Source organism: Rhodococcus koreensis (assembly GCF_900105905.1).
Taxonomy (GTDB): Bacteria; Actinomycetota; Actinomycetes; order Mycobacteriales; family Mycobacteriaceae; genus Rhodococcus_F; species Rhodococcus_F koreensis.
The window spans coordinates 2,939,437-2,963,104 of the sequence record NZ_FNSV01000005.1 but is presented as its reverse complement, the minus strand read 5'-3'; the positions used below and the strand labels follow the sequence as shown (position 1 = coordinate 2,963,104).

Sequence of the window (23,668 nt, the reverse complement as noted above, 5' to 3'; positions counted from 1 at the left end):
AGGTCTCATGCCCCGCCTAACCAGCGACGTCCACGCATTCGAAGCCCACGCACCCGACGCCGACCTCGACGATCTGCGCGCGCGACTGGCCGCGGCGCGACTACCGGAGGCCGAGACGGTCTATCGCGCCGCGCCCGGCCCTCGCCGATGGGAACAGGGCGTTCCTCTCGCCGACCTCGTCGACGTCGTGGACTACTGGCGCACCGGGTACAACTGGCGGTCGTTCGAAGAACGCCTCAACCGGATCGGCCAGTTCCGCACGACCATCGACGATCTGGGAATCCACTTCCTGCACCGCCGATCCGCGCGCGCAGATGCCACTCCGCTGATCCTGACGCACGGCTGGCCCGGCAGCATTGCCGAGTTCGTCGATGTCGTAGACGAGCTGGCCGATCCGAAAGATGCAGACGCGCCGGCGTTCCACGTCGTCGTCCCGTCGCTGCCGGGATTCGGTTACAGCGACAAGCCTGCCACCACCGGGTGGGGAACCGAAAAGATCGCGGCCGCATGGGTAGAACTGATGGGACGGCTCGGCTACAGCAAGTTCGCAGCCCACGGCGGCGACTGGGGAGGCAACATCACCACGGTCCTCGGCGGCCGGTTCCCGGCGCACGTTCTCGGCATCCACACATTGTTCGCGGAGGCACCACCCGGTTTGACGACGGACGGGCTGACGGCGGTCGAGCGCAAGTGGACCGAGGAAACCCGCGATTTCTGGCACCACCGCGCGGCGTATGCGAAGCAGCAGGCGACCCGACCGCAGACCATCGGTTACTCGCTCGTCGACTCGCCGGTCGGGCTGCTCGCCTGGATCCTGGACAAATTCGCCGAGTGGTCGGACACCGAAGACAGCCCGTTCGAGACGATGTCCAGAGACAGAATTCTCGACGACGTCACCCTGTACTGGCTGACGCGGACCGGCGCATCGGCGGCCCGCATCTACTACGAAAGCCACAACTCGCTCGATCCCGAACTCCGGGTCGACGTCCCGTCGGCAATCACCATGTATCCCCGCGACATCGAGAAGTGCCCGCGCCCCTGGGCACAAGAGCGGTACCGACACATCGTCCGATGGAGGTCGCCCGAAACCGGGGGACATTTCCCCTCGCTGGAGGTTCCGGAGTATTTCGTCAAGGACCTGCAAGAAGGCCTCGCGGCAGTGCTGGCCGCCAATCGGTGAACGCGGCGGGGTCGACCCTTGTGACCAGCCGCTCCAGGCGCGCAATGCGTTCCCATCCAGGCGACCGCAGTCGACGCGCCGGACAGTTGCAACGCGATGTACGGCGCACTTCCGGAACCTCAGGGTGGAGTCGAGTACAGGGTTTCGCATCGTGCTTTGACGAGTTCGAGTGTCTCTGCGACGAGCGGATGACGTGCGGCGCCCTTGCGAGTGGCGGCAACGATCTTGCGGGCGGGCACAGGTTCACCTGACAACCTGATTCGGGTGACTGCCCACTCCGAACTCAGTAGCCACAGCCGTGGCACGAGCATGACCCCCATATCCTGAGAAACTATTGCCGCACCGGTCTCCCACTCGTCGGCCTGGTGAGCGATGTTGGGTGTGAATCCAGCTGCGACGCAGGCGGTCACGGTGAGTTGGTGGTATGCCCCACCAGGGGTCCCGACCACCCAGGGCTCGTCAGCGGCGTCGGCGAGCGTGACTCGTCGGCGGGATGTCAATGGATGATTCGCGGGCACGACCAGATCCAACGGGTCGTCCACCAGCAACTGTTGATCAAAGCGGAGATCGTCCAGGGGAGGGGAGTCCGCGGTCACCATCACCAGGGCGAGGTCCGCCTCCTCCATCTGCAGCAGCCTGAAGCATTCGGCGGGATCGGCCTGAACCAGACGCACGCGGAGGCGGGGATGGCGATCGCGTAGAGTTTTGCCGGCATAAGGCAGTAATTGTGTTGACGCCGTTGAAAACCCACACAAGGTGTACGGGCCGGACGGCTCGTCCACCGTTTCTGCGAGCTCGCTCTGGGCTAACTCCCACTGAGCCCGCATGATGGCGGCGTGCCGTAACACGGTGCGTGCAGCCGGTGTGAGTTTGATGCCGCGGCCCGAGGGCTCGATCAATTCGACCCCGAGTAGCTCCGACAACTGGCGCAGTTGGTACGAGATCGCCGATGGAGTGTATGAGAGGGCCGCCGCAGCGGCTGTGACAGTGCCGTAGTAATCGACTGCCTGCAGGATCTTGAGCCTGGGGTCAAGCATCGGACCGTCCGAACTCGAGTAGTGCCTTCACCCGATCAACAATAGATGCAGTACCTCGTGCGCCGCCGCCCTTGTGCAGGTTCCTCACTGCTTCCGGGTGGGAGCGAGAGCAGCTATCCCTTTCCACGGGTGTCGATTCGGGAGTTCCACTGGGCGGGTGCTGGGCCGAATTCGTAGTGATGTCCGAGGGATTCAGCCGGAAGTAGTTCGGTTTCGCTGTCGTGGTAGATGACGAGGAAGTGTTCCTGGTCGTGTGCGGTTGATGTGGTGAGTATCTGGGCCCATTGGCCGGTGCGGTGTCCGCACGGGTTGAGCCTTCGGATGAAGGATCCCGGGCGAGCAGGTGAACTGGTGCTCATGGTCATGGATGGTCCTTCGAGGTTGGGAACAGGGTCTTCCGCCGAGTCACTTCTCCGATGGCAGAGTTGGGCCACCAGCCCAGGCCATGACGACCGGGGCTGCACTGCGGTTGTGGATGCGGTGGGGAACGGTGGGCGGCACGGCCCACGCGTCACCTGCCTCGAGGAAGTACTCGTTCGAGCCGTCGTCGAGGTACCCCTCGCCGGAGACACAGAAGAACACCTCCCAAGTACCCGCGTGACCCTGATCCACATCACCGGTGTCGCCCGGCTGAACCGTGGAAGTACCGAACCACATCGCGTCGTTGCGGAAGTACTCCCGACACAGTTCTGGGCCCTCGTAGAAGACCTCAGCGTCGTCCTGCCGAATGATGTACGGGGTGTCCGTCGTCATGATCGTGCTCCTTGATGATTTGTGGGAAACTGCTTCGCCGCGCGTGCCCGCAGCGCTTCGAGGACAGTGGTGCGCAGCGAGATTACAGAGAGAGGCTCCACCCGCGAAGTGCCCGGCGTGCGGACGCCCTGCGCGCCCAGCCGGCACACGTGCGCATCCGCCCTCGAGACGAAGTCGTGCTGGAGCTTGCTCACGTCGATCGCCAGTATGAACATCCCGACCCCGGGATTCTCCGCGCCTGCGTCGAAGGACGGGGCGTCGATCGACCAGTTCCCGCCCGACATACCCGCAAGCAACTCGACCATCCATGCGATGTTGGCACCCTTGTAGCCGCCGAACGGGAGCATGGCCCCATCCAGCGCAGCTTCGGGGTCGGTCGTCGGTTTGCCGGCGGCGTCGATCGCCCATCCCTCGGGGATCGGCCGACCGTGCGCCGCCGCCTCGCGGACGTTGACGTACGCGGCCGCGCTTGACGACTGGTCGACGGTCATGACCTCGCCTGCCGGCCGGGGGAACGAGTACGACATCGGGTTCGTGCCCAATACGCGACCGGTGCCGGGCGCAGTGGCGAGAAGCGCGTTGGAGTTGATAGCGCCGAGCGCCACGAGACCGTGCGTCGACAGGCGCTCGGTGAACCACCCGAGCTGGCCACCGGCGAATGCTCCCGACTGCAGGAACATCGCCACCCCCTCGGACCGTGCCGCTGCGACGAGATCGTCGATCGCCGCACCGAATCCCGTGTGGAACGGCCCTCCGTGAGCGTTGCAGGAGAGGATGGCAGGCGCGAGTCGGTCCACTGTAGGTATTGCAGCCGCATCCAGACGGCCATCGTCGATGGCGTGAAGATAGTCGAGAAGGTGAGCGACGCCGACTCCGCGCATGCCCCGGTCCTCGGCGAATAGGGCGGCGTCGACGAGTAGTTCGGCTACTTCCTCCGATGCCCCTGCACGTTTCATCGCGTTCTCGGCGAGTCGGGCGACCTCCTCTCGCGGGACCGGCAGCTCGAGCAATGCCGTCATGCGTGGTGTCTCCTTCGTTGTCTGTGGTGTGTGGTGGGGCCGCGCTGTTTCCACTGGATGGCTCCGAATACGGCCGCTCGCATCTGGATTGGACCGATGCGGTCTCGGTAGAACAGGCTGCAGTGGGCCTCGACTACTGTCGAAGCCCACTGCCGGGTGCCGGTCAGGCGTGGGCGGTCAGGATCTCGGGCTCGTCCCGCAGGTGCGGGTACACGTGCGTGAACCACTGGGTCTTGTACTCGCCGCAGGTGAACGGGTTCGGGTCGGCCGGGTGTTCGGCATCGACACAGGTCGGCAGCGTCTCGACCGGCGCGTCGAAATCGAGATCGATGAAGAACGCGACCGAGTAGCGCTCGGCGCCGCTCTCGTTCACCACACGGTGGACCGTCGACGAGTACTTCCCGTTGGTCATCTTCGCGACCAGGTCGCCGATGTTGATGACGAAGGCGTCCTCGACGGGCGGGGCGGTGATCCACTCGCCGTCCTTGTTCTGCACCTGCAGACCGCCGATGTTGTCCTGGGAGAGGATGGTGAGGATTCCCTTGTCGGTGTGGGCACCGATGCCGATCGCCTGGTCGTCGTCCGGGTTCTGCGGCGGGTAGTGCAGGAGTCGCTGGATGGTGATCGGGTTGGTCTGAATGCGCTCGAAGTAGTCGGGTTCGAGCCCCAGACTGATTGCGAATCCACTGACCAGTTTGCGGGCCAGGGTCCGCATCGCGGCGTAGTACTCGTCGCAGGTCGCCTCGAACTCGGGGAAGTCTGCCGGCATCAGGTTCGGTCCGAAGAACGGCGCCACGGTGTCCTGCTTCGCGCCGTAGTCGAAGGCCTCCTTGAGATCTGCGGTCTTCTTGTCCTGGTCCGCATTCTCGGCGGACGGCGGGATGTAGCCGCGCACCGTCGGCCCGGACTTCGCGACGTGCACGTTGTCCTTCACATCCTCGGGCAGGGCGAAGAACTCTTCGGTGACTGCGTACATGCGCTTGACGAGGTCGGAGGGAACACCGTGGTTCTTCACGTAGAAGAACCCGACCTTCTCGCACGAGTCCCCGATCTGACGCGCGACGCCCTCGGGGTCACTGCCGTCGACAAGGGCTGCGACATCGATGACCGGGATCTCGTGGAATGCGGTCTGCTTGCTGGCGAACCGGTTGACAGATGCTTCGGACATGGAGTTACTCCTGGGGTCTGTTTGTTTGATGAGCCGATGTGTCGGGCTGACCGCCGGGGCGGTCGCTCAAAGGCGACACATGAATGGTTACGCAGATCACTGCAGCAGTAAAGCGCATAAATCTTGACGCAACCGTGCGAAAAATTTTCACAGTCAGGGTGCTGGCGCCGATGCCCGGTGACGTCGGGCCGCGACCCAGAAATAGTTGACGCGTGAGCGGGGCGGGTCGTCACGCCGGAGGGCGTCAGGGTCGAGGATTTGCGGGTCGACCAAGTCCTGACCTGCAGATTGGATCTGTCAGTCGGCGCCCGCTCGTCGTTCGTTCGAGTGTCCCCCACTTATGACTCATCTTGGACGATCTTGGAAGCGAACCTGGCGAGCTATGACCTGTCGCACACACACTCGACTGATCAGCGGCACGTCTGACGCCGCATCCTTGTCCCAGTCTCCGGTGAAGGTTCGAGGCATTGACCGATTCGTTGTTCACGCCCATCGCATTGGCGAGCGCCTTCGATTTTCGGCTGGTTCGACGTCCCGCTAGCCGGCCGGCGACTGAACAACACAACAACGCCAGATAGAACCAATCGGCGGTGGACGCCGATGCAACCAAATGAAGTAGGAGAACATGAAGCCTGAGATCATCGTCATGCTGACGCACAATGACGTGACGGTACCGAATGCCCGCGAGGTGTTCTACGAAGCGGCGGATCTACCGGTGACGTTCTGGGGGTTCAAGGACGTCGGTCTCTCGACGACGGAGTCCGAGCGGTTGGTCGCAGACTTTCGCGAGGCCGGCAAGACCGCAGTGCTCGAGGCCGTCAACTTCAGCGAGGCCGAAATGTTGGAGGCGGTGGCGTTCGCTGCGGATTGCGGCATCGAGTTCGTCACCGGCGGCCAGTTCACCGAGACGGTCCGTGACCGGGTACGGGAAGCCGGTATGAAGTACTTCCCGTTCTGCGGCGCGACCAGCGGCCCGCCGATCAGCCTGGGCGGATCGATCGAGGACATCGAACGAGACGCGGCCCGTCTGCTGGATCGCGGCGTGGACGGCGTCGATCTGGTTGCGTACCGCTCCACCGGGGCCGACCCGGTCGAGCTGGCGCGGCGTCTTGTGACGGTGGTCGGGGGCGAGCAGATCATCGTCGCGGGCAGCATCAATTCCGTCGATCGGATCCGGCTGATGCACGAGATCGGTCCGATGGGCTTCACCATCGGCGGCGCACTCTTCGAAGGCGCCCTGCTGCCCGGCCAGTCCTTCCGGGACAACCTCCTGGCCGTCGTGGAGGTTGGAGAGAACGTCAGCGAGGCGCGGCGATGAGCTGGTATGTCCTGGGTGTCGATGTGGGCACCACCGCGATCAAAGCGGCGCTCTTCGACGAGGACGGCACCGAGATCGCCGAGCACGCAGAGGAATACGACCTGCTGACTCCGCGGGCCGGCTACGTCGAGCTGGAACCGGGCACCTACACCGAAACCTTCGCCGAGGCCGTGGCCTCGCTGCTGCGGGAATCCTCGGTGGACGTGCAGCAGATCCGTGCCCTGGGTCTGTCGGCTCAGGGCGAGACGATGCTGTGTCTGGATTCCGCCGATCGGCCGCTGGGCCGCGCGATCGTCTGGATGGACAACCGCGCTTCGGCGGAGTCCGACGAGCTCGAGGCGCACTTCGGCCGGCCCACCATCCACGCCGTCACCGGACAGCCTGCGATGGATCCGATCTGGCCGGCGGCGAAGATTCTCTGGCTCGAGCGGAACGACCCCGATCGGTTCGCCGCGACCGCCCGGTTCGCCCTGCTCAAGGACTTCCTCGTGCAGCGGCTCACCGGCCGACTGGTCAGCGAGGATTCGCTGCTGTGCTCGACCCTGTTCTGGGACATCAACACCCGGAAGTACTGGCCGGAGATGCTCGACTACCTCGGTATCGACACAGAGAAGCTGCCCGAAATCGCGGACCAGGGCGAGATAGTCGGCGCGCTCACCGAGTCAGCGGCCACCGAGCTCGGCCTGCCCGCGGGGTTGCCGGTCTCGGTGGGCGCGCTGGATCAGGCGTGCGGTGCGCTCGGCCTCGGGAACGCCGTGCCGGGACTCTTCAGCGAGAGCACGGGGTCGGCCCTGACCACCGTCACCGTCGTCGACGAGCTGCGGCTCGATGCGGCTGGGCGGGTACCGTGCTTCGCGGCGGCCCTGCCCGGCCAGTACATGCTGCACACGTTCTCCACCGGCGGGATGGTCATGCGCTGGTTCCGCGACGAGTTCTGTTCCAGCGAGCGCCGGGTCGAGGAGCTGTGCGGGATCAACGCCTATCAGTTGATCGACGAGGAGGTGCGTCGGGTCGATCCCGGCTCCGACGGCCTCGTGGTTCTCCCGCACCTGCAGGGCTCCGGCCCGCCCGACCTCGACCCGCACGCCCGAGGTGCGTTCTTCGGTCTGACGCTGTCGCACACGAAGCAGCATCTCTCGCGCGGGATCATGGAAGGTGTGGCCATGGTGCTACGCCGCATGATCGAGTCGACCGAGGACCTCGGCGTGGAGATCACGGAGATCATCTCGCTGAGCGGCGGCGCGAAGAGCGCGGCGTGGTGCCAGATCAAGGCGGACGCCACGGGTCGGCCCGTGCATACGGTCAAGGGCGCCGGCAGCGCAGCCTGCCGCGGCGCCGCGATCATCGCGGGCGTTGCCGCCGAATTGTGGCCGTCGGCGATCGACATCGCCTGCGCGGGAATGGAGTTCAGTAGCACATACAAGCCCAACGCCGCGAACGCCGCCATCTACGACGACCTGTACACCCGCTTCCTAGCCCTGCAAGAGGCGACGAAGTTGCTCCCCCGACCCGCGTCCATCGCGAGCTGAACGAACGGAAAGAAGACCAATGAAAGACGTAGTGATCATCGGCGGCGGGCTCGCCGGACTGTCGGCGGCGTGGCGGCTGCGGCACTGGGACCTGCAGGTTCTCGAGTCCGACAACCAGCGGGTCGGCGGCCGGATCCGTTCCGAGCAGCACGGCCAGTACGTGATGAACTGGGGCGGGCACATGTTCGCCGGCGCAGGCAGCTCGAGTGCAGAGCTGGTCGCCGAGACCGGTACGCGGTGGGCGGCGATCCCGGGCTCACTGCAGGGCATGGCCATGAACGGGAAGTTCCTGAGTACCGGCCTGATCCAGACATACCCGTTCCGGATCCCGATGACGACCAAGGATCGGTTGTCCCTGCTCAAGGTGGGCGCGCGGCTCGGTGCCGACGTCGTTCGGTACAAGCAGGCCGCGCGGCGTCGCAGTGGTGAAACGCCGGAGGTCCGGCAGCAGCGCATCTTCAACTTCGAGGACGAGCGCACGTTCGCCGACTACATCGGCGAGGCCACCGAGACGGCGAAGGACTTCTACTGCTCGGTGGCGATGCGGTCCGCCGCGGACCCCGACGTACTGTCCGCGGGCGCCGGTATCGGCTACTTCAACCTGATCTGGAACATCGGCCAGGGGCTGGGCAACTACATCGTCGGCGGCGCCGCGACTCTGACCGAGACGATCGCGCAGTCGATCCGCGACCGGGTCGAGCTCGGCGCGGTCGTGAACGAGGTCGTCCAGAACCGCGACCACGTCGTCGTCCACTACACCCAGGACGGGACCGACCACGAGGTCAAGGCCCGCACCGCGGTGCTCGCAACCCCGGCGTCGATCACCCGCAAGATCGCCGTGAACCTGCGCCCCGAACTGCGCGACGCGCTCGGGCAGATCAAGTACGGGCCGCACGTGGCCGGCGCGTTCCTGACCAACGAGCAGCAACCGATGCCCTACGACGGCACCTACGGCATCGCAACCCCCAACAGGTCTTTCACCGTTGCACTGAACCAGGGCAACCTGACCCGCGGCCGCGAGACCACCCGCCAGCCGGGCGGCAGCATGATGACGTTCTCACCGGCGAGCCTCGGCTACAAGCTGTGGGACCTGCCCGAGAAGGAGATCGTCGACATCTACCTGAACGATCTCGACCAGATCTTCCCGGGATTCGCGAACATCGTCACCGACGCGCGGGTGGAGAAGTTCGAATTCGGTTCCCCGTTCTGCTTCCCCGGCCGCCACAAGCTCCAGTCCGAGCTCACCCGCCCCTCGGAGCGAGTCTTCCTGGCGGGCGACTTCCTCGGCACTTTCTACACCGACACCGCAGTGAGTTCAGGTTTCACCGCGGCGCAGGGGGCGGCCAGCGTCCTGGCCACCGCACGACAGACCGCCGGCGCCTGACCTGCCCACGCCAACCCCAAGACACCAGAAGGAGGCCGACATGGCCAAGGAACTCCGCGGCGTTCTCACCGCACTTCCCACCCCGTTCACCGCCGACGATCAGATCGACGCCGGGCTCATGCAGAAGGTCGTCGACCGCAACATCGACGCCGGCGTCGACGCACTCGTCGTCGGCGGCGGCACGGGTGAGTACACGTCGCTGACGAATGCCGAGCGCCGGCAGATCTTCGAGATCGTCGTCGAGCACACCGCCGGCCGCGTCCCCGTGGTCGCGCACACCGGATCGCTCACGACCCGCGAGGCGGTGGGCCTGTCCCGCGCGGCAGAAGCCACTGGCGCCGATGCCCTCATGCTCATCACCCCGTTCTACGAGCCTCTCACCGAGACCGAGATCAGCCGGTACGTCGAGACCGTTGCGGGTTCGGTCAGTGTGCCGATCATGCTCTACAACAACCCCGGCGTGACCGGTGTGAACCTCGGCGCCGAGGGCATCGCGCGGTTCGGGCGCGAGATCGACAACATCGAATACGTCAAGGACTCGAGCCACGACTGGGAGCAGGCCCTGCGCCTGATCCACCACCACCGCGACGACATCAAGCTGATCATGGGCTGGGACAGCTTCAGCTTCGGCGCCCTCACCGAGGGGGCGGCCGGCATCATGGCCGGCGCGGCGAACGTCGTTCCGAACGAGATCGTTGCGGTCGTCCGGGCAATCCGCGAAGGCGATCTGAACCGCGCCCTCGAAAACTGGCTGCGAGTGTTCCCGGCCATCGACGCGATGATGGCGGTCCCGTTCACCCAGGCGGTGAAGGCAGGACTCCGCCTGCAGGGCCTGGACATCGGGAGCCCCCGGTCGCCCCTCGCTGATCTCGAGCCCGGCGCCGAGGCCAGTCTCGAGGCGGCCCTGGACCTCCTGAACCACTGATGACGAACTGCGGCCCGGCCCCGGTTTCGGGGCCGGGCCGCTTCGCCATCTTCCACCGCGGTGTGCCGCGACGACGACCGCCAAGCTGAGGCAGGGACTCAGGACATGGCTGAGGTCCCGTTCATGCGACTACGGGTCGAGTCGCCTGCCGCGCCTCACTACCTTCCGTATGCCCCTGTTTTTTGCGAGGTCTTTGGCTGCCCGGGCCGCGCGCATCGGGTCGCCTGATCGACGCCTGGGGTCGCCGGCCCGCTCGCCTCCGTGACCCTGAAGCTCGCTGGGCGGCGGGGGCATTGCCGGACGTGGACGGGCGAGTTGGTCGGCAGGCAGCATATGGGCGACGCGATCCATGCGGCGTTGGATTGCCGAGACCTCACGGACGGTCCGTTCGACGACGCTGCGGTCGATCGGCGAGATCTCGTCGCGGTCCAGGATGTCGTCGGGCACCTGTCCGGCCTCAGCCTGCCGGAGTTGGTGTTCGAGGCGCAGCAGCTGCAAGACTTCGAATGCCTCGATGAGGCGGTCGGCATCGCGTCCGGGCAGCAGTGCCGAGCCGGAGGCCGCCCGGAGTCGTCCAATGGTCTGCAGTTCTGCGGAGCCGACCCCGAGCGCCACCCACCGGGCAATGTTGATGATCGGTGCGAGCCCGCGGGCCTTGACGTCGAAGGCGTCGCCGCGGCCGGCGAGCTTGTCGCGCATGGTGGTCAGCTTGGCCCGGCGGGCGAGCGACTCGTACAGCAGCATCTCCACAGCGGCCGGGTGGCTGTTGAAGTCGGCGAACACGCGCGCCGGTTCGGGCAGACTCGGGTCGCCGAAGATCGGCCGCGCGTCGACGAGGATGGACGCCATGATCGTGCCCTGATTCTCACGCGGCCGCGCGAGCCAGCCCCTGGCCGCAGCCCGCCACTGCGAGTGAGTCCGGGAAAAGCCTTCGTGCGAGGGGAAGGCGCGGTGGGCATCGACGCTGATCCCGCATCGGGTGAGCACTTCGCCGACCACTGCGAATGCCTGGCGGTAGTGCGGTATTTCGCCGACGCACTCGTCGTCGAAGGTCACGGCGGCATCGACATCGGAGGAGAGTACCGCCTCGCGGCGACCGTTGCTGCCGAGTGAGAGCCAGGTGAACGCCTCCATGGTGAGGTCCGTGTGGTCCTCGAAGACCAGGGTGACCGCGCGCCGGATGATGGCGTCGACGATGGTCGAGTTCACTGCGATGACACGGTCCGCGGCGAGCCCCCGCTCGAGGAGATCGCCGAGCACGGTGGGGACCCGGAGGGCGCGGACGACGAGATCGTCGACGGTTCGCGCTTTACGGATCTGCTCCTTGATGCTGACACCGGCCGTGGTGGACGAGGACATGAAGTCCCGCTCGCCCACTACACCGGTCAGCGCGCCATCTTCGCTTGTGACGAGCAGGAACTGGGCCTCGTGATCGAGCATCTCGATCAGTGCGTCGGCCGACGACGTGCCCAGCGAGGTGGTCGTGGCCGGGTACGTCATCACCGCGTGCGCGGGCGAGTCCACCGGTAACCCCTCGGCGAGGATCCGGCGGCGCAACCCCTCGTCGGTGACGAGGCCGTATCGGCCGTCCCCGATGTCGACGGCGGCGCAGGGAAGGCCACGGCTGGTCATGTCGCGGGCGATGTCTATCGCAGGGGCATCGGCAGCGACGATCAGTGGCGCCTGGCGCACCAGATCCGCCATGACGGTGTAGGTCGGGGGACCGGATGCCAACCGCCGCGCGTGGGAGATGTGTTCGGCGAGGAACCGAGCCCCGCCCCGGGAGGCGAAGGCGGGAATGACCACATCGGCGGGGAATCGAGCGATCTTCGCCGCCGACCTGGCGACGACCCGAGGCCCTATCGCCCTTTCGGTCAAGGCCGCGGAGAACCCGAGGGCTTCGCCGCGACCGAAGCTGTCGCCCGGTGGTTCGCCGATCCGGTCGGGATCGAGCCACAGATCGACTTCACCCGAAACGACGACGAAGATGTCCGCAGGCACCTCCGCGAATGCGTCCACCACGAGGTCGCCGGCCGCGAAATTCTGCACGTCCGCGGACGTGACTGCGCGTGCACGGCCCTCGGGCGTCAGCGAGTCGAACGGACGGCAGCTCGCCAGGAGAGCCAACAGATCGGTGGTTTCGGCGCGCTGCGCTGACTCATCCACAGACAAGAGTCGTCCTCTTCGTTCAGGTCGGTCCGAATGCACGGTGGCATTCTGGACTCTGGAGGCCGGGGCATCTCGAGCGAAAACAACTCCTGGCCATGGGGTTACGCGGTGGCACTGTGTTCATATGCGATTCGTGGGGGCTCGGTTGCCGTCAGCACAAGAGACCGCCAGCTCCGCTGCGGATCGGCGCGATGGCCCGGGTCGATGCCGATGATTCGGCCGCCTTCGAGCAGCGTCACCTCGTGGCGCTGCCGGGCATCGTAGAACGTCCTCTCGTCGGCGCAGTCGCCGTGGGAGCCGCTGTGGCCATGCACCTGGCTGAAGGGCATCGGGCGATTGCGCCAGCCCGGGAGCAGTTCGAGTTCGCGGTCGGCCCAGATGGGGCCCACCTGGGGGTTCGGTGGGCCGCCTCCGAGGATGCACCCGCCGTCGAACAGTGCGGTGGCTTCGTCCCGGGCTGTGGCGTTGAGCCGGGCGGCCGACTCGGCGGCAGAGACGGCGCTGTCGAGCTGATGGCGCCAGAACGGTTCGGTGACTCCGGCGTGAGTGATGAGGAATTCTTCGTCCGCCGTGTGGACCGCGACGGCGGCGTGGGCGATGCCGTCGCGCCACCATCGCCGGACGGTCCGCCGGGAGCCGAAGCTCAGGCGTTCATTCCAGTCGAAGACCGGTGGGCGAAGGTAGTGGGCTTCGTGATTGCCGATGAGCTGAATCCACCGCTCGGGCTGTTTGCGGAGGTATCGATCGACGAGACGGACGACGCCGTCGGAGTCAGGGCCACGGTGAATGAGGTCACCCACCTGAACGACGACGAGGTCGTCGGGCAGCCGGCCGTTGTCGTCGGCGCCGAGGCGGCGGAGTTCTCGTGCGAGTTCCTCACGATGCCCACCGATATCGCCGATCACGGCGACACGAATACTCAAGTCGCAGCCTCTTTCGCATCTGGTCGCCCGGGCACCCGCGGACGTGTGTCCGCCTGATGCCCGGGCGATTTCGGGGAAGTCTCGTCAGTGGCTGACGTTCTCGGCTAATTCACTCAGAGGCTTTCCGCCGGTCTCGGGTGCCAGCCACTGTGACAGCGCCGCTCCGACGAACGTGATCGCCGCGGCGATGAGGACAGTGGTGGACACACCCAGATTCTCGATCGAGATCGGAATGAGGAACAGACCGGCGGCCGCTCCTACCCGGCTTCCTGCTGCCGCGAACCCGGTACCAAGCCCTCGAACTTCGGTGGGGAACACCTCGCTCGGGTAGATGGCGGTCATCGCGGTGTAACCGGCATTCAGGAATGAGAAGAGGAGGAACAGTGCGAGCATGATCATCGGCGGCGCACCCGCCCACAGCCCGGCGATCACCAGCACGATCGCCGCGATCCATTGCGGCGGCACCGTGAGCGTTCGCCGCTTCACCCTGTCGACGACGAGGATGGTTGCGGTAACTCCCAACACGGCGAACACCGACAGGCTCACGCCTCCCAGGAGTCCGGTCAGCCCGAAATCCTTCAGAAGATTGTCTGCAAAGGTCGCGATCGCGAAGTACGGGGTGACGGCGCACGCCCAGAACCCCGCCGTGAACAGTGTGGACCGCCAGACCGAAGGCGAGAACAACATGGCAATCGAGCCGGCCGGTCCGCCACTCTTGGCCTTGACCATATCGGTCATGTAGTCGGTGTCCAGATACTTGCCGACGATCCCCTTGGCCTGGTCTTGCTTGCCCTTGCTCCACAACCAGAGCGGCGATTCGGGCAGGCCGATGCGACCGATCAGAATGGCGGCGGCGATCGGAGTGCTCGTCGCCAGCACGATATTCCAGCTCACCCCGGCCTTGTTGAGGTAGTACCCGACGATGTACGCGACGCAGAATCCGGCGTACCACGCGATGACGGTGCCCCCGAGCAACCGACCGCGTAGGTGTGTGGGTGCGAACTCCGCCAGCAGTGGCCAGCCGACGGCGTATTCGATGCCGACGGCGAGGCCCATCGCCAGCCGTACGAGGAACAGCTCGAGCGGCCCGTCGACGAAGAGTTGCGCGGCTGATGCGACGGTAAACAGGACTATGTCCCAGAACAGGAGCGGCTTGCGGCCCAGTTTGTCGGCGAGCCACCCTCCGATCGGAGATCCGATCATGATGCCGATCAGAGCCGAAGCCGCCTCCAACCCGATCCAGGCCGTGGTCATGCCTACGACGTTCGTCTCGATCGTGTGGGCGACCGGTCCGATGATGCCGAGAATGTAGCCGTCGAGGAACATGCCGCCGACCAGGACGGTGATCAGTCGGATCTGGAACTTCTTCCTGTAGGCCTCGGAAGTCTTGCCGCTTGGGCCCGAATCGGCTGTGGCGTTTCCTGTCAATGGCATGGGAATCTCCTGGACGCGCACCAAGTATCGGACTGTGACATATGGATATCTCCTTGCTACGTCAGCGGATCAATCAGCGCCCGGTTGGGCGGCCCGGCGGACCTTGCGAGTCAGTTGCTTCACACGCGGCCCGGGCGGAACTCGCAACCCGGCCATGCGTCCGCCCTCGCCTGTGGGTCAACGCGAGCGTTGCGGCTCGACGCACCTGGCGGAAGTGTTGGACATCACATTCGGGGCTGCATGAAAGGATGCGCCAGAGGGACCTGATCGGGGGAGAGACGCGGGCGATCCGAGCTGCACTGAGTGAAAAGTAGATACTATTCGGGTGTGAGAAGCGGCCCCCTGAAACTGACCGTCGCTCAGCGTGCCGAGTTGAGTCGCATGGCGACATCCCGCCGAACGACGCAAGATCAGGCCGCTCGCGCGAGGATCGTGTTGAGCTGCACGGAAATGGGCGCGGCAGAGGTGGCACGCCGGAGCGACGTCACCGTTCGCACGGTCGCGAAATGGCGCAAGCGGTACGTCGAGTACGGCATCGACGGCCTGGCCGACGCGCCCCGATCGGGCCGGCCGAGCACTGCCGGCGATGTGGTGCACCGCACTCTGACGTGCGTGCTGGAGCCTCCTCCGGAAGGGGGTTGGACCACCCGAAGCATCGCCGAACACGTGGGGGTGAGCCAGTCGACGGTCTCTCGGATTCGGCGCGAACACTATCCGGCGGCGGGTTCCGCTGCCGATCCTGACCTGCCACCCAATGCGGTTCTGGCGTACGTGCACCTCGAGCCGGGAAGCAGCGTGCTCGTGTTTCACAGTGGGCCCACGAAGTCGGGACGGCCGCACCGGAGTGCGTCGACATCGCGCGAGATTTCAGATGCGGTCGAGGTTCTGTTGTGCGGATCCATCTGCGCTGAGGACGTGCCGCGAGGAATGTCAATCGGTTCGGGTGAACGTTTACGCCGCGCGCTTCAGTACGCGCCGCGGGACCGTGCGGTGACGGCGATACTCGACTTCGAACCTGATACGGCCACCGCAGCGTGGGTGCGCCGAACCCGCAGCATCCGGACGGTGACGGTGGAGAGGCGCAGATGGCTGGAATTGCTGGCTCCTGCGGCATCCGCGATCGACGCACGTCAGCTTCCCGAACTGAACGAGCTGGAACGGGCCATCCGCGGGTGGTATCAGGGTTCTCGCGGGGAATTTCAATGGACTCGTTGGGATCGAACTTCTGACTCAGGTACCAAAGTTAGCTCGGCAGCGGCCGAGGCCCGGCGGGAGACAGACGCGGCGATAGTGGTGGCGGGACTGTGCGAGGCGATTGCAGAGGGCGCCCTGCACGCCGGCCGGGTGATCAATGCGCGGACGATGACCTCGCGGACGGGGCTATCGGCGGGGACGCTCGTCGATGCACTGCGACATCTCGTGGAGGACGGCCTGGTCGACCAGGACCGCGCCGGCCACTTCTATGTGCCGACACCCGCCGAACGCGACGTGCTGGAGTCCTACACGGCTCGCGGCCTACTCGGCACTGCGCTCGTGCGTCGTCTGGCGGCACGCGGCGGTGGAGTTCCAGACATCGTCGACGCCCTGTACCAACGCATCGGACGCAGCGCCGTGGAGGACGAGCCACTGGTCACCGGGTCGCTGGATCTGGACCTCCAAGACGAACTGGCGCGCGCGGCGGACATGCCGCGTATCGAAGCGATGTTCACTCGTCTCACCCTGCAGATCCGCCTGTTCGCGGCCGCACTGGGGGTCACATATCAGCATCCCGTGGACGGAATCATCACCGATGACGGCCGCGTCCTGGAGGCGATCGGGAGTTCCGATCAGGATGCCGCGATAGCGGCGTGGCGCGAGAAGATCGACAACTGCATCAGATACATGGTGCCGCACCTCGGCCAGCGCAGGCGCTGACCCGGCCTGGTTGCGGCGCACTGAACCTGGCAAGTAGCTGGCAAGGGTAGGTAAAGGTCTCGCTGGTTGTTCGCGGCGTCTCAGACTCACGCCACGGCTATGAGCACCGTCGCGGTGAGTGCAGCGGCCAGACCGAGCGCCTGGGATCGCCGGAGGCGCTCGCTCAGGAACACGATTCCCACGATCACGGGGAGGACTGGGTAGAGCGAGGACAAGACAACAGCGACGGTGACGAATTCGGTTCGGAGCGCGTACAGGTATGCGGCCAGCGCGGTCGCGGGTTGCCGCTTGATCCGTTCGACGTCTTCGTGCACCTTGGCCTTCGCACGCGTCGGGATGTCCATCGTTGCGTGGAGGGCATCGACCGTGGCGGCGAGGTCGGTGCGTTGCTGCTCGGCGGTGGTGTCCCGGTCCGGATTCGGTTGCCCTTGCGTCATGTAAGTCCCTTGAGATTGTCGATATCGCGCGGACGCTGCGACCGGTCAGTTGGGGACCGGCGGGACAGCGTCCGGCGGCCACCCAACTCCCGAATTCGAACAGCAGCAACAGAACTCCGGCACCGGATACGCCGGCGCCGATGCCGCATCGGGTGCCCTTTTCCTTCACCTCGGTGAGTGCACGAGTCCCGGAATCTGGTCTGTGATCCGCTCTATCAGTTGAACAGTCGACAACTCGCGCCGATCGGTAGCAGTCCTACCGTGCGGGGTTTCGGTCAGTTCGCCGTCCTTTCCCGATGTCACGCTCCGGATGTCTCTTCCCCTCGCGCGCCGCGTCCGGATCGCAGCTGTAACTCGTCGATCAACTTCGACGCGGTCACCTTCGTCAGGTCGTCGGGGACCGTCGCGCCCAACTCCTGCGCCAGAGTGTGCAGGTAGGAACGCTGGGGCCCTGTCATCGGCTCGTCGCCGGTGATCCAGTCGTCCGGGTCCTTCTCCGGTGTGGGGGAGACGTCGTGCTCGGTGGGATCGATATCCGCCATTGCTGTCCTGTCGGTCGGTTGCAGTACTCGGCGACACGATTGCCCGGCGGACGCCTGCGGGAAACTGGGGGCTCCGGTCGACCGATCGTCGGCCGCGGGGCGAGCACGAACGAGGAGGACCGCAGTTTCACCGGACCGGGATACGGGTAGGCGTGACCGATGAACGACGATCAGCACGCCGAGCCGGAACCCGATGATCCGCGGAAGCCGGATTCGCCTGCGGACCTGACGAAACCGTCTTGGTGGTACGTCATCCGGAAGACGGCGCACGAGTTCACCCGCGATCAGTGCACGGACCTGGCCGCGGCGCTGACGTACTACGCAGTCCTCTCACTGTTCCCCGCCCTGCTGGCGCTGGTCTCGTTGCTGGGCGTGTTCGGTCAGGGACAGCGCACCACCGACGCGGTCCTGCAGATGGTCGACGATCTCGGACCGTCCTCCGCTGTGGACACGTTGCGCGATCCCATCACGCAACTGGTCGAGACGCCGACTGCGGGGATGGCTCTCGTTCTCGGCCTGCTGGGTGCGGTGTGGTCGGCGTCCGGCTACGTCGGGGCGTTCGGACGGGCCATGAACCGCATGTACGAAGTCGAGGAGGGGCGTCCCGTGTGGAAGCTACGGCCCCTGATGCTCGCCGTGACCATCGTCGGTCTGGTCCTGGTGGCCGCCGGTGCGGCGATGCTCGCCCTCAGCGGCCCGGTCGCACGCTCGGCGGGAGACGCGGTCGGACTCGGCGACACCGCCCTGACCGTGTGGAACATCGCCCGCTGGCCGTTCGTCCTCGGCATCGTCGTGGTAGCCGTGGCCATCCTCTATTACGTCACACCCAATGTGCGGCAACCGAAGTTCCGTTGGATCAGCGCCGGCGCGTTCCTCGCGATCGTCACGTGGATCGTCGCGTCGGTCCTGTTCGGGCTCTACGTCGCCAACTTCGGCAGCTACAACAAGACGTACGGCTCCCTGGCCGGAGTCATCGTGTTCCTGTTGTGGTTGTGGATCACCAATCTGGCGTTGCTCTTCGGCGCCGAACTGGATGCCGAACTCGAACGCGGACGGGAGTTGCAGGCCGGCATGGCCGCCGAGGACGAATTGCAGTTGCCGCCGCGAGATACCCGGGTTTCGGACAAGAACGCGGAGAAGTACGAGCAGTTTGTCCAGCAGGGCAGGGCATTACGCGAGAGTGACGGTGACACCGCCGACGTCGAGGCGGTGGAGCGGTAACCCGGCGTCGGAATTGTCGGTCTGCATCACCCGGCTCGCCGGGATGCAGCGAGTGGAGGAGAATCTCCGTGTCGAAGTCACTACGTTCCGCAACTGATCCCGGCGCCGTCCTCTCGGACCGATTTCCCCGCGACCTTACGGATGTCGCGCTTACCCATTCGGATGCGAGGATCGTTCTCGACATCGCCGGGCACGGCCGGTGGACTATTACAGTCGACGACGGCATCGCCGAGGTGACCAGGGACGTCGCCACCGATCCGACGTGTACGGTTCATACCGACGCCGACACCCTCGCCGATCTGCTCATCGGTCGTCGCAGCGGTGTGGACGCGTTCCTCGGTGGTGACCTCACCACGCGCGGGAGCCTTGCGACCGTCCTCCAGATCGGAGGCGCGTTCGCCCCGGACGTCGACCTCGTCACGCGGCCGCGTGCGGGGTTCGCACCGCGTATCTCGAGGCCGGACGCGCCGACGCGCCCCCGGTGGTGCTGCTGCACGGCCTCGGGGCCACCAATGCGTCGATGCTGCCGGTTCTCACCGATCTGGCCGAGGATTTCCGGGTTGTGGCACCCGATCTTCCGGGGTTCGGTGCCTCCGATGCGCCGGCCTGGACCTACACCGCCGAGCAACTCTTCCGCTGGTTGCGCGACTTCCTCGACGCCGCGGACGCCGATGGTGCCGTGGTGATAGGCAATTCGCTCGGGGCCGGCTCGCACTGGAACTGGCGATGCGCGAACCGGATACGGTCGACAAACTCGTGCTGCTGTGCCCCTCACCGGCGTTCCGCCGATTCCGTCAACTGGCGCCGCTGGCCCGGTGGTGGCCGGTGGACGTCGCCCGGTTGCCGATGATCGGTGTGCCGCGTGCGGTGGTGATGGCGGGCGCCAAGTCGATGTTCGCCCGCCCCGACCGGGTACCCCAACCGTGGTTCGAGGCCGCCGTCGACGAGTTCGAGATCGCGATGGGCCACGGTGCGCGGCGCCGGGCGGCGCTGTCGGCACCGATCAACATCTACCTCGAGGAACCGTTCGGCGACAGTGGGTTCTGGGATCGACTGACCACCGTCCGGACGCCGACGCTGTTCCTGTGGGGTCGTCGTGACCGGTTGGTTCCGTCCCGGTTCGCTCGGCACGTGAGCGTGGCTGTTCCCACCGCCGAATCGGTGGTACTTCCCGACTGCGGACACGTACCCCAGTTGGAAATGCCCGACCTGACGATGGGTCTCACACGCCGGTTCCTCGGGTCTCCCGGTGCCACAACGCCGTACCGCGCGCACGCCTGACGCGACCGATACGCGCCGAAACCCGGTGCGTCACGCGGAACGCGAGCAAGCGAGGGGCGTTCGTCGGTGAGCTCGGGATCGGTGTTTGTGCTGGTGATTGAGCGTTATCGAGGTGGGGTAGACGGAGAACATACGCGCACCCACCGCGCACGGTCCTGCGGCAAAACGTCAGCGAGCCTTCTCCGAGGTGCGCCGAGACCACGCCACGGAAGGGTGCGACGATGACGACAAGCGGCATAATCGATGTACCGGTCGGTCAGTTCCGGTGGAGCGAAGGAGATCTCCTCGACGGGCGCACGCACGGAGCACCGGCATGACCACAGCGATACAACCCGCGGCAACAGCAGGCGGCCCCCGGTCGAGCAGCCTCGCCGACGTCATCGACACCATCCTGGACAAGGGCCTGGTCATCGATGCCTACGTGCGCGTCTCGTTGGTCGGCATCGAAATACTCACGATCGACGCCCGCGTCGTGGTCGCAAGCGTCGACACCTACCTGCGATTCGCCGAAGCGGTGAACCGGCTCGAGATCGGCAGCGAACCGAAAGGCCTGACCGACCTCGCGTCGGATGGCGCCGAAGGCGAGGAGGAATCGACGGCGAGGGACTCGATCGAATCCGGTGACGACAAACTCGGTGGTCTGTTCGGTGCCGACGAAGAGCCCGAACGAGAACGGGTTTCGCGTAGATCCACCCGGGATGACAAGTAACGGCTACCTCCGTGCCTTGTATCGAAGACCCCTTACGTTCCGACGGACCCGGGAACGTCGACGCGGCCGGTCGTTCCACTCGAGTCCGGGGCCGCCCGCAATCGCGATTTCCGGCCGCACGCGAGTGAGACCGATCGGATCGGACCCCGTGACCTGCCCAACCGGCATCTAGGACCGCGCGGGGCGTCGGAGTGCGACCGCCGCCATCGTCAGCGCGACGGCATCCTCGGCAAGCGCGGCCTGCCAGTCCGGCATGTGCCCGCCGGCCCACTGCCGCCACCACGCGCCGCCGTACGAGCCGGCGACGGCGCCGACGGTTCCGATGATCAGAGCCGACGCCGTGTCCGCCCGGTCGCGGCGGGCCAAAGCTGCGGCGCCCCCGCCGCCTGCGGTGAGGCGTCCGGTGAGCGCGGGCGGGGAAAGGCGCGACGGGATGTTCGGGTTCTTGTCGGCGACCAGTTCGCCGCCGACGACCGCAGTCGCGCCGATCAGACGGGTTCGATGTGCCGATCCGGTGGCACTCGCCAAGAGTGCCGCGGCGATGCCGGTAGAGCTCCGCAGGCCGCTGGCCACACCGATCACGGCAGACCGGACGGTGCTCAACCGTTCCGCCGCTGCGGTGGCCCGGTTCCGTGCGGCCGCGTCCTGTTGGCGTAGGACGGTGGTGACCGTGGCGCCGTAGACCAGGTGCGGCACGAGGTCGCTGAACCAGTCCTGCGTGGTCCACGTTCGGGGATCGCTGATACCGCGCAGGGCGATCGGGATGTCCGTGGCCGCCATGGCGGCGAGTCCGACGCCGATCGTTCCCGCGGTCGGGGTCAGGCGGGCTCCGGCGAAGCGGACGAGGGAGGCGGCCACGCCGAGCCCGGTGCCGACGACGATTCCGCCGAGTGCCCCGAACGCCGACCGCCGCGCCGCGAGGGCGTCTCCGCGCCCGGGAATCGCGACGCCCAGGGCGGATGCAACGGATTCGACGGTCCTCTCCGGGACGGTGCTCGCGGGACGGCCCCGGATCGCCATGTCCAAGTATGTGACGGCGTCGAGCATCGTGGTGCCTGCGGCGCCGGCGACGATGCCGGTGGTGAGAGCGTTCATCGGCTTGTTCCCCTCGTCCAATCGAAGACATAGGTTTCTCTGAACCGTCCTGGACGAGGTGGAGACTCCTGATCGAACAAGGAGAATGCTGGTATGCCTGCACCGAGGAAGTACGACGCCGAGACCCAGGATCGCGCCGTCCGGATGTATCGGGACCGGATCGACGAGCACGGAGGCTCGAAGGTCGCAGCCCGTCGCCATGTCGGCGAGCTGCTCGACATCGCGCCGGCGACGCTGAGGAACTGGATCGAGCGGGAGGAAGGCCGCCAGGCCCCCGGAACACCGTCTTCGGTACCTGACGTGTCGGCCGAGGTCGCCAGGCTTCGCCGCGAAGTAGCCGAATTACGCAGAGCCAACGAGATTTTGAAGACTGCGAGCGCGTTTTTCGCGGCGGCGGAGGTCGACCGCCGACTGCGGTGATCGTCGACTACATCGACGCGTACCGTTCTCAATTCGGGGTCGACCCGATCTGTGCCGTGCTCACCGAGCACGGCATCAGCATCGCCCCGTCCACCTACTACAAGGCCAAGCAGCGCGGACCCATCTCGGACACCGACCTGGGCGAGGCGTACGCCGCCAACGCCGTGCACAGGGTGTACGTGGCCAACAAGCGCCTCTACGGTGCCCGCAAGATCTGGTGGGCGATGAAACACGCCGGCCACGACATCGGGCGCGATCAGGTGGCCCGCCTGATGAAGATCTGCGGCATCCGCGGGGTGGTCCGCGGCAAACGCCGCACGACCACCACCGAGCGCGACGAGCGGGCACCACGACACCCGGATCTGATCAACAGGAAATGGGACACCCCGGACCGTCCGGACCAGTGGTGGGTCGCGGACTTTACGTACGTGTGGACACTCACCGGATTCGTGTATACGGCGTTCTGTGTCGACGTGTTCTCCCGCCGGATCCTCGGGTGGCGGGTGATGACATCCAAGACCACCGTGTTGGTCACCGGAGTGCTCGAGCAGGCGTTGTTCACCCGCAGGAGAACCGACATCCGTTTCACCTCAACGGGTTTGGTGCATCACAGCGATGCGGGGAGCCAGTACACGTCGCTGGCCTTCACCGAGGCGTTGATCGCTTCGGGGATCGCCGGGTCGATCGGCAGCGTCGGGGACGCCCTCGACAACGGATTGATGGAATCGACGATCGGACTCTACAAAACCGAGCTGATCGACCGTGACGCGTCGTGGAGCGGTCGGGCCGAGGTGGAGCGGGAAACCGCCGAGTGGGTTCGCTGGTTCAACGCGGACCGATTGCACTCGTCGATCGATTATCTCTCGCCGACCTGGTACGAGGCCCGCTATCGTGAACAACGTCCCCCTGCTGCCTCAACCCCCGAGGTGGCCTGAACCGGAGTCTCCACTCGATCCAGGGCGATTCACTCCGCAGCATCCCCCGACGGCGCACCGGGCAAACGCGAGCTGACGGAGCGGGGTCATTTCCGGGCCGATCACGGCGTAGGTGTGACAGATGCATCTCGACATCGAAACTGCCGAGCAGGCCGAGCTACCGTCCTCTGGTCGGATGAGTCGCACGGCACGTGGTCTTCAGCGTGCTTTGGGGGCCACGTACCTCGTCACAGTGGCGAGCACATACGAGAGGACGAATCCGGCGGTGCTGCCCC

The 23,668-nt window shown here is 66.0% G+C and carries 21 protein-coding genes, 2 pseudogenes and 1 other annotated feature; of the genes and pseudogenes, 12 read left to right on the top strand and 11 right to left on the bottom strand.

Annotation, left to right across the window (positions count from 1 at the left end; translation table 11 throughout):
* The first annotated feature begins 7 nt into the window (after positions 1 to 7).
* Positions 8 to 1,180, top strand: coding sequence for an epoxide hydrolase family protein (locus BLV94_RS18235; protein WP_072946808.1), 1,173 nt, complete (start codon positions 8 to 10; stop codon positions 1,178 to 1,180).
* A 119-nt stretch (positions 1,181 to 1,299) separates the two neighbouring features.
* Here the strand turns inward: BLV94_RS18235 and BLV94_RS18230 are convergent, their stop codons facing one another.
* From BLV94_RS18230 to BLV94_RS18210, 5 genes are all read right to left on the bottom strand, one after another.
* Entirely contained in the window at positions 1,300 to 2,217 is a 918-nt protein-coding gene (locus BLV94_RS18230; RefSeq protein ID WP_072946807.1) for a LysR family transcriptional regulator, read from the bottom strand.
* 113 nt (positions 2,218 to 2,330) lie between these two features.
* Positions 2,331 to 2,582: a hypothetical protein gene (locus tag BLV94_RS18225; RefSeq protein WP_072946806.1), complete on the bottom strand. Its 252-nt coding sequence runs from the start codon at positions 2,580 to 2,582 to the stop codon at positions 2,331 to 2,333.
* Positions 2,583 to 2,622: 40 nt separating this feature from the next.
* Positions 2,623 to 2,970, bottom strand: coding sequence for a cupin domain-containing protein (locus BLV94_RS18220; RefSeq protein WP_072946805.1), 348 nt, complete (start codon positions 2,968 to 2,970; stop codon positions 2,623 to 2,625).
* Positions 2,967 to 3,989: an Ldh family oxidoreductase gene (locus BLV94_RS18215; RefSeq protein WP_083395603.1), complete on the bottom strand. Its 1,023-nt coding sequence runs from the start codon at positions 3,987 to 3,989 to the stop codon at positions 2,967 to 2,969. Before BLV94_RS18215 ends, BLV94_RS18220 begins: the two co-directional genes overlap by 4 nt.
* A gap of 163 nt (positions 3,990 to 4,152) precedes the next feature.
* Complete coding sequence (locus BLV94_RS18210; RefSeq protein WP_072946804.1) at positions 4,153 to 5,157, bottom strand: isopenicillin N synthase family dioxygenase; 1,005 nt, start codon at positions 5,155 to 5,157, stop codon at positions 4,153 to 4,155.
* Between the two features lie 625 nt (positions 5,158 to 5,782).
* Between BLV94_RS18210 and BLV94_RS18205 the strand changes: the two genes are divergently transcribed.
* The 4 genes from BLV94_RS18205 to BLV94_RS18190 are packed head-to-tail and all read left to right on the top strand — an operon-like array spanning position 5,783 to position 10,313.
* Complete coding sequence (locus BLV94_RS18205) at positions 5,783 to 6,475, top strand: beta/alpha barrel domain-containing protein (protein ID WP_072946803.1); 693 nt, start codon at positions 5,783 to 5,785, stop codon at positions 6,473 to 6,475.
* Positions 6,472 to 8,004, top strand: a complete 1,533-nt coding sequence (locus BLV94_RS18200) for a xylulokinase (protein WP_072946802.1) — start codon at positions 6,472 to 6,474, stop codon at positions 8,002 to 8,004. The genes BLV94_RS18205 and BLV94_RS18200 overlap by 4 nt, the downstream gene beginning before the upstream one ends.
* A gap of 19 nt (positions 8,005 to 8,023) precedes the next feature.
* Positions 8,024 to 9,388, top strand: a complete 1,365-nt coding sequence (locus BLV94_RS18195; RefSeq protein ID WP_072946801.1) for a flavin monoamine oxidase family protein — start codon at positions 8,024 to 8,026, stop codon at positions 9,386 to 9,388.
* A gap of 40 nt (positions 9,389 to 9,428) precedes the next feature.
* Positions 9,429 to 10,313, top strand: coding sequence for a dihydrodipicolinate synthase family protein (locus tag BLV94_RS18190; protein ID WP_072946800.1), 885 nt, complete (start codon positions 9,429 to 9,431; stop codon positions 10,311 to 10,313).
* A gap of 129 nt (positions 10,314 to 10,442) precedes the next feature.
* Here BLV94_RS18190 and BLV94_RS18185 read toward each other — a convergent pair whose 3' ends face one another.
* The 3 genes from BLV94_RS18185 to BLV94_RS18175 form a co-directional block, all read right to left on the bottom strand.
* The gene (locus tag BLV94_RS18185) at positions 10,443 to 12,479 is read right to left on the bottom strand and encodes a putative nucleotidyltransferase substrate binding domain-containing protein (RefSeq protein WP_072946799.1); all 2,037 of its coding nucleotides are present in this window, start codon (positions 12,477 to 12,479) and stop codon (positions 10,443 to 10,445) included.
* Between the two features lie 104 nt (positions 12,480 to 12,583).
* Positions 12,584 to 13,405 carry a metallophosphoesterase gene (locus BLV94_RS18180; protein ID WP_072946798.1) on the bottom strand — a complete coding sequence of 274 codons (822 nt, stop codon included), beginning with the start codon at positions 13,403 to 13,405 and terminating at the stop codon, positions 12,584 to 12,586.
* Positions 13,406 to 13,489: 84 nt separating this feature from the next.
* Complete coding sequence (locus tag BLV94_RS18175; RefSeq protein WP_072946797.1) at positions 13,490 to 14,839, bottom strand: MFS transporter; 1,350 nt, start codon at positions 14,837 to 14,839, stop codon at positions 13,490 to 13,492.
* Between the two features lie 327 nt (positions 14,840 to 15,166).
* Here BLV94_RS18175 and BLV94_RS18170 point away from each other — a divergent pair, with 327 nt between their 5' ends.
* Positions 15,167 to 16,753 carry a helix-turn-helix domain-containing protein gene (locus BLV94_RS18170; RefSeq protein ID WP_143051404.1) on the top strand — a complete coding sequence of 529 codons (1,587 nt, stop codon included), beginning with the start codon at positions 15,167 to 15,169 and terminating at the stop codon, positions 16,751 to 16,753.
* An 86-nt stretch (positions 16,754 to 16,839) separates the two neighbouring features.
* On the opposite strand, the gene BLV94_RS18165 is transcribed toward BLV94_RS18170, so the two are convergent.
* Entirely contained in the window at positions 16,840 to 17,190 is a 351-nt protein-coding gene (locus BLV94_RS18165; protein WP_072946795.1) for an EamA family transporter, read from the bottom strand.
* Positions 17,191 to 17,489: 299 nt separating this feature from the next.
* Complete coding sequence (locus BLV94_RS18160; RefSeq protein ID WP_072946794.1) at positions 17,490 to 17,732, bottom strand: DUF3072 domain-containing protein; 243 nt, start codon at positions 17,730 to 17,732, stop codon at positions 17,490 to 17,492.
* A 159-nt stretch (positions 17,733 to 17,891) separates the two neighbouring features.
* On the opposite strand from BLV94_RS18160, the gene BLV94_RS18155 reads away from it, so the two are divergent.
* The 5 genes and pseudogenes from BLV94_RS18155 to gvpJ all read left to right on the top strand — a co-directional run bounded on the left by BLV94_RS18155 (position 17,892) and on the right by gvpJ (position 20,943).
* The gene (locus BLV94_RS18155) at positions 17,892 to 18,953 is read left to right on the top strand and encodes a YihY/virulence factor BrkB family protein (RefSeq protein WP_072946793.1); all 1,062 of its coding nucleotides are present in this window, start codon (positions 17,892 to 17,894) and stop codon (positions 18,951 to 18,953) included.
* Positions 18,954 to 19,021: 68 nt separating this feature from the next.
* Positions 19,022 to 19,291, top strand: a pseudogene (locus BLV94_RS50955) (alpha/beta fold hydrolase); the annotation flags it as partial.
* 182 nt (positions 19,292 to 19,473) lie between these two features.
* Positions 19,474 to 19,665 (top strand): annotated as a pseudogene (locus BLV94_RS50950) (alpha/beta fold hydrolase); the annotation flags it as partial.
* Positions 19,666 to 19,679: 14 nt separating this feature from the next.
* Positions 19,680 to 20,234, top strand: coding sequence for an alpha/beta fold hydrolase (locus BLV94_RS50945; protein WP_072946791.1), 555 nt, complete (start codon positions 19,680 to 19,682; stop codon positions 20,232 to 20,234).
* Positions 20,235 to 20,547: 313 nt separating this feature from the next.
* Positions 20,548 to 20,943, top strand: coding sequence for a gas vesicle protein GvpJ (gene gvpJ, locus BLV94_RS18135; RefSeq protein WP_072946790.1), 396 nt, complete (start codon positions 20,548 to 20,550; stop codon positions 20,941 to 20,943).
* Between the two features lie 168 nt (positions 20,944 to 21,111).
* Here the strand turns inward: gvpJ and BLV94_RS18130 are convergent, their stop codons facing one another.
* Positions 21,112 to 22,038, bottom strand: coding sequence for a hypothetical protein (locus BLV94_RS18130; protein ID WP_072946789.1), 927 nt, complete (start codon positions 22,036 to 22,038; stop codon positions 21,112 to 21,114).
* Between the two features lie 93 nt (positions 22,039 to 22,131).
* On the opposite strand from BLV94_RS18130, the gene BLV94_RS18120 reads away from it, so the two are divergent.
* Positions 22,132 to 23,393 (top strand): IS3 family transposase gene (locus tag BLV94_RS18120; RefSeq protein ID WP_425272483.1). Its coding sequence is split into 2 segments (ribosomal slippage): positions 22,132 to 22,426 and positions 22,426 to 23,393, totalling 1,263 coding nucleotides; the frame shifts between segments, so codons are not numbered across the junction.
* Positions 22,416 to 22,547 (top strand) — a sequence feature (AL1L pseudoknot). Its footprint overlaps the gene before it by 132 nt.
* Positions 23,394 to 23,668 lie beyond the last annotated feature (275 nt).